Raw genomic sequence first — 6,629 nt, 5'->3', positions numbered from 1 at the left:
AAGCGGCGGGTTATTTGGCCGCCTACTGTGTGGAGCACGGAGTCAAGCCGCGCGAAGTGCGCAATGATAAGCAGAAGTTGGAGGATTACCAGTCGATTCTGGTACAGGCCGGGGTGGAGCTGAAGTGGCCGTCGATTCACGCGGTCTAGCGGGTAGAGCAAACGGGCGCACGGAGGAAATTTGGGAACGGGGATAACTATCGCCGCTCCTACTGCCTTCGACTACTATCCCCTTCGCTCAGGTTTAGCAGGATGAGGCACTGGGGGCTTCATGTTTGGCGAAGAGGAGAACGGAGCAAAGAGGTATGACTGGAACTAACGAGATCGCTCCAGCTGCCTTCGACTACTATCCCCTTCGCTCAGTTTGGCGGGACGAGCCGCTGGGAGCTTCATGTTTGGCGAAGAGGAGAACGGAGCAAAGAGGTATGACCGGGACTAGCGAGATCGCTTCAGCTGCCTTCGACTACTATCCCCTTCGCTCGGGTTTGGCGGGTAGAATTGCTGGAAGCCTTATGTTTGCCAAGAGGAGAGCGGAGCAAAGAGGTATGACCGGGACTAACGAAATCGCTCCTACTGCCTTCGACTATTATCCCCTTCGCTCAGTTTGGCGGGGCAGAACCGCTAGAGCTTTACGTTTGGGGAAGAGGGATGCCAACGGTTGGAAGTCCAGCCCGTTTTGTCTTAGACAAAGCGGGCTTTTTTGCCGTCTATTCCGAACGGATTCATGCTATAATTTTGATTATTTCCTGTTAATGGAATCAAAGGTCGGGGAGGGCTAAATGCACAGACCAATACTATGCTATTTATGGGTGCTTCTAATCTTAATCCTGCTTTATGCTCCCAGGGTTCATGCGTGTGTTGACGAGGAGGGGGCATATCCTCAGAGCTTAGCGGAACTGAAGGGATTGGGAATGTTTATCGGCTTGTCAGCGATCATTGTGTTCAGTCTGGTTTGGATCGCAGTTCAATGGCGGCGATCGTTAGGCTCCAAGCGGCTGCGTTACCGGTTATGGGCCGTTGAACTTCCCCTTCTTTTGGTTTGTGCGGGAATAGTGGTCATTGTGGTCACCGTCTATCTTCCGCTGCTTTTTTTCGATAATAAGTGCGTATGAGTCCAAGGTTGAATCTATGATTGTTTGTCTATCTACCATAGAAAAATATTAAACGGGGGGCGGGGACATACATCATCCTTCTCCTCTGTACATATACCTTTTTTACGATATAAGCATGATAAGCCTTAACGGCCTTCCTTCTTATATCTCATCGTAGCGCATTCACTCTGGAAGAATCGGTGAAATCGGGCGGTTTTTAACCAACGGATTGAAGACGATTCTATCTTCGCAACGAGAGGATGAACAAGGTATGTGTGGAATAGTCGGATGGATTGACTGGCAGAGGGACTTAGCCTCCGAGAGGCTGTATATGGAGGCGATGACCGCAACACTGGCTGCACGCGGGCCTGATGCCTCCGGGCTGTGGATTTCCGGGCATTGTGCGTTTGGACATCGCCGGTTAAGCGTCATAGACCCGGATAACGGCGCTCAGCCTATGCTCCGGCAGAGCGGCGATTATACCTATGTTATCGTTTATAACGGAGAATTGTATAACGCTCCCGAGTTAAGAAAGGAGTTGGAGCTGTTGGGGCATCGCTTCCGGACGCAATGCGACACGGAAGTGCTCTTGGCCGCTTACATGGAGTGGAAAGAGGAATGCGCCGCCAGGTTAAACGGAATTTTTGCCTTTGCCGTATGGGATGAGCAGAGGCGTCATGTTTTTCTGTGCAGGGACCGATTGGGGGTTAAGCCGCTTTTTTATATGCAAGTGAATGGGGCGCTCTTATTCGCATCCGAGCCGAAAGCGGTATTGGCACACCCGGCGGTTAAACCGCAGGTCGGCCTGGAAGGCTTGGCGGAAATCTTGGTGATGGGGCCGGCGAGAACCCCGGGATGCGGTATATATTCGAATCTATCGGAGCTCAAACCGGGACACAGCCTGCTGTTTAACCGCGATGGGGTTCGTCTCAGCTGTTATTGGCGCCTCGAAAGCAAACCGCATTCCGACGGCATCGGTACGACAGCGGAGAAGATCAGGGAACTTCTTCGCGATACTCTGGAGCGCCAATTGATTTCGGATGTGCCTGTATGCACCCTGCTTTCCGGAGGGCTGGATTCAAGCGCTTTAACGGCCTTGGCCGCAGATTATTATCGTCGTACCGGCCGGGGAGAGCTTCACACTTATTCGGTAGATTACACGGATAATGACAAGCATTTTACAGCCAGCCTTTTTCAACCGAACAACGATGCCCCCTGGATCCGCCGCATGAGCGAATATTTGGGAACCTGCCATCATCACGTCGAGTTTGATACGCCGGAGCTTGTCTCTGCTCTCAAGCAAGCGGTAATCGCGCGGGATTTGCCGGGAATGGCGGACGTTGACGCGTCTTTGTACCTGTTCTGCCGGGAAATTAAACGATCCGCCACCGTCGCTATTTCCGGAGAAGCCGCCGATGAAATATTTGGCGGTTATCCATGGTTTTATCGCGAGGAAGCTCTGAACGCCGGAACATTCCCGTGGGCTCTGGCAGCAGAGGAAAGGGCAGGCCTGCTTTCCGAGGATGTCCGTTCCTGGATGCACCCCGGTTCCTATATCAAGGAAAGCTACAATCTGGCCATTGCCGAGGTCCCCCGTCTACCCGGAGAGAACCCGCAGGAGGCGCGAATGAGAGAGATGTCATACCTGAACATAACCCGGTTCATGCCGACGCTGCTGGACCGGAAGGACCGGATGAGTATGGCCGCCGGGCTGGAGGTCCGCGTGCCGTTCTGTGATCATCGGCTGGTGGAGTATGTATGGAATATCCCTTGGGAAATGAAAACGGCCGGGGGACACGAAAAAGGAATACTGCGTCAAGCACTGGAAGATCTTCTCCCGCGAGATATTCTGACCCGCAAGAAGAGCCCCTACCCGAAAACACATAATCCGAACTATTTGGCCGCCGTGAAAAAATGGGTGCTGGACATACTTGACGATGCCTCTTCTCCGCTGCTACCCTTGATCAATGCGTCGAAAATCCGCCAAATGGCCGAGGGAACAGCCCCGTTTACTTCCCCCTGGTTTGGGCAACTAATGAACGGTCCGCAAATGTTTGCCTATTTGGCACAAGTCGACTTTTGGCTTCGCACTTACCGGGTATCCATTCGATAATGCGTTAATGTAAAGCCGGAACCATTTGTAGTGAGATATCCGGCATTTAATGGCAGGTCCGCTTTCGTGCAATTCGGAACACAGCAGGCAATGCTTGCGTTAGTTTAATTATGTGTTTTCTGTGTGTTTTAATCTAGTTAGCAGTTGAGTATAAAATTTATTGTGATAAAATAACCTAGGGAAGGCCGAGTGCTACCAGCACTCGGCCTTACAATTGGTTGGAAGGGGTACCCCGTCCTCCGATTGAAAATACATAAAAGGCACAGTTTAAATTTTATGCAGCTTAGAAGGGCATCTCATGGTTGTCTCGCATATACTGAAAGCCCATTACCAGCGACTTTTAGCAAATATTCCGTGCAGTAAGATACATATCTTCATTTAATGAAAAGTAGTAAGTGCTGATCTTTCGTTCGTCAAGGAAGAACATCATGCTAGTGGTTGCCGTACCGGAGACTGATCCTTAGCCAGAGCAAGCACATGAAGAATTTTGTATCGCCAAAGTAAAGGTTTCTGTACGGAAATGCCCGCTGGTTTGGCACATTTGCGAATGGAGAGTCCCTGCTTTAAAGCTGCCAAATTGTTTACCCATTTATCTGGATGATGGGTTCGATGGAAAGGGGGATTTGTTAAACATTAAAGTACGCTAACAAAAAACAAACATGTATTCATATTTAAACGTATATTTAAACTGCGCCGAATAAAACATGGAGAGGAACATGCTGGTTTGAAGACTTTTCTAATTGTTGTGGGAATTATTGTGGCCGTTGTGATTTTACTTATTGTGGGTTTGATTACCGCGAGCAAGCGAATTGAGAAAAAGAATAAGAAAATGCGACAAGAAATGGAGATGGCTAATTCTTTACCGAAGGAGAAACAGCATTTGCTTGCCTACGGTGCCAATCTCGCTCTTTACCGGTCTGAGTCGCCACGGATACTGCGGGTAAAGATAGATCATGAAATTTTGAAGGAAGGCCTTTCTTCAGCCTGGGACGTTAGTAATCGGGAAGAAGCTGTACAAACCCTGGAATGGCTGCTTACGGAAGGGCATCGTGCGAAATATGATGAGCTTCTTATGGCGTTGAAAGCTGGACAGTCTTTTACAGAGGAGGAAGTGGGCAAATCGCAGGAATGCTATGAATCCGCCCAAGAAGCGATGATGAAGAAGCTTTCCTTTACGCAATCCGATTTTGACCGGGTGAACACGATTGCTGCCTGGGATTTTGACCGGGCTGTAAACATTGCAAGATGGAGCTGCATACTGGGCTATATTACCGAAGAACAGGCATGGGGCTATATGAAGAGAGCTGCTGATTCCGCCAGTCATATCTTCCAATCCTGGAAGGATTATTTTATTTCATTTGCATTTGGCCGAGCCATTGCTTACGAAGGGGACATTTACGATATCCTTTGGAATGGAAAAGAATTGCTGGAGGAAAAGGACTCGATCTGGAATGAATTTGGCATTAAGCGATCCTGAACAGGAAGTAGCATTTGGAAAAGGTCTGAGAGAGTGTGTGCTTGATGCACATAGGAACCTTCAATTAATAGAATACGTTATGTTCAAATGGAGAACCCAGGGGATGCCGTCCCTGGGTTCTCAGTTTGTATGCAAATGTTGAGACGGCAACCTGACCTCTGACTAAGGCCTACTACTGATTATTAATTGGGAGATTATTGCAACATTATCAAATTTGAGAACATTAACTTTAGATAAGCAGCAGTCTCTAGAATCCTGTAAGATTAGTTTCAAACACAATGGTATCGTCAAGAAGTTTGTGTAAGCTGGTAGGGTTATCCATCGGGACGGTGACTTTAGCAATCCTGAGAATACCCTACTTTTTTGTCGCCTGTGAAGGCTCCAACTCTTGGTACATAGAAAATTTTACACTCCCCCCAATATACACACACCTTCTTATATAGGGACTGACGAATGCTGCCAGTCCCTTGCTGTATATGTAGAAAGTAGTGCTGATGATCTATACATAGTTGTATATTATTGGTATGATGGGAAATATGTACAATACGGTATTTTAGAGAATGAAATATATGCTTCTTCTTTTGTTTATTCAGCATGTAGAAAGGAGGAAACAGTTGAGCACAATATTAGGAGAAATCTCGATACCAGCAGATGATCAGGGATTTGTATTACTACAATGTCCACTGTGCGGAGAGTTTTTTAAGGTTCGCCCAAGTGATTATCACGCAGATGATGTAATAGAAATATGGTGTCCAAGCTGTGGGTTAAAAGCCGATAATTATTTCACCGACGATGTAATCGAATTAGCGTTTAAGAAAGCCAAAAATCATGCTTACGATTTAATCCATAATGAATTCAAAAGTCTGGAAACAAAATTCAAAGGTTCCTTTGTTTCTTTCAAAGCGGGTAAAAAACCAACTCACGAAGAAGAATATCCGATTAATTATGGTATAGAGGCCTTAGAAATTGTTAAATATCCATGCTGTAAGCGCGAAGCTAAGATTAAACCTATTTATAAACTATGTGGCAGCTATTGCCCATTTTGTGGAGTGAGATATGAAGAATATTGATAAAAAACAATTAAAAATTATTTCCATGGAATTTAGAACGATTGCTAATCGTTTGATTACCTGTAATCATCAAACGGGCATGGCTCTATTAAAGAAATTTTTAGCCTATATAGATGAAAATGAAATCATCTCAGATTATATAAAAGAGTATGTAAAACCAGAAGATTTTGAACCTGTTGAAAGAAGTACTGCTTTCTATTCTATGGGTAATACCAAACAGGAAGAAATCTCTTATACATACCAATACCTTAAATATGCTGCAGATAATTTTCATGATTTTTATTACGATATGACATTAAACTATGCAAGAGATACCAATGATTCAGTAAAAGAATTTTGCAATCGTATAATTCTGCCTTTTGTGAATTATATTGAAGGCTATCTTACAGAAATAGGCATTAAAATGGGTTATGACGAGGATGTGAAATATGTGATTAATGTTAGTGGTGGTGTTGCGCAAGTAAACGTAGCCAATGACAATGGTACCGTGAATGCAACCCAAAACAATGGTATTGATGCTACACAGTTAGAAAGTTTGATTTCAAAAGTGATGGAATCAGTTACAGACGATCTTTCTCCTGATGAAAAAGAACAACTAAATGATTACATTGAAGTAATCAAGCAGGAAATTAGAAATACCCCCCCAAGAAAAGGATTTATCAACACAGCGATAAGAGGGTTGCAGGCTCTTAACGGAACTGCCCAATTCAGTGCGGCAGTTGTTGAATTGACTGAATTTGTAAGCAAAGCTCTATAACATGACCTATGCAGTTCAAGTAAGTAATTGGTAATCAGTCATAACCCTGAATCCGTGACCTTTTTTTAACCCGAGTTGCTGATTTGGTATGTTGTGGATTTCTTTGGTGGTCTAGCAGGGAC

At 45.7% G+C, this 6,629-nt stretch carries 5 protein-coding genes; all 5 read left to right on the top strand.

Annotated elements, in window-relative coordinates; translation table 11 throughout:
- Positions 1–778: 778 nt before the first annotated feature.
- The 5 genes from FS806_RS24745 (at position 779) to FS806_RS24725 (ending at position 6,507) form a co-directional block, all read left to right on the top strand.
- Complete coding sequence (locus tag FS806_RS24745; RefSeq protein WP_144941971.1) at positions 779–1,111, top strand: hypothetical protein; 333 nt, start codon at positions 779–781, stop codon at positions 1,109–1,111.
- A gap of 250 nt (positions 1,112–1,361) precedes the next feature.
- Positions 1,362–3,203 (top strand): asparagine synthase (glutamine-hydrolyzing), encoded by a 1,842-nt coding sequence (asnB, locus tag FS806_RS24740; protein ID WP_144941969.1) that lies wholly within the window; start codon positions 1,362–1,364, stop codon positions 3,201–3,203.
- Positions 3,204–3,927: 724 nt separating this feature from the next.
- Positions 3,928–4,680: a DUF1266 domain-containing protein gene (locus FS806_RS24735; RefSeq protein WP_144941967.1), complete on the top strand. Its 753-nt coding sequence runs from the start codon at positions 3,928–3,930 to the stop codon at positions 4,678–4,680.
- Between the two features lie 614 nt (positions 4,681–5,294).
- Positions 5,295–5,750, top strand: coding sequence for a TFIIB-type zinc ribbon-containing protein (locus FS806_RS24730; protein WP_144941965.1), 456 nt, complete (start codon positions 5,295–5,297; stop codon positions 5,748–5,750).
- Entirely contained in the window at positions 5,737–6,507 is a 771-nt protein-coding gene (locus FS806_RS24725; protein WP_144941962.1) for a hypothetical protein, read from the top strand. The genes FS806_RS24730 and FS806_RS24725 overlap by 14 nt, the downstream gene beginning before the upstream one ends.
- Positions 6,508–6,629: the final 122 nt, after the last annotated feature.

The organism is Paenibacillus sp. 32O-W (assembly GCF_007679495.1).
Lineage (GTDB): Bacteria > Bacillota > Bacilli > Paenibacillales > NBRC-103111 > Paenibacillus_L > Paenibacillus_L residui.
Note: the sequence above shows the minus strand (reverse complement) of the source record. Positions and strands in the feature narration are given on the sequence as shown.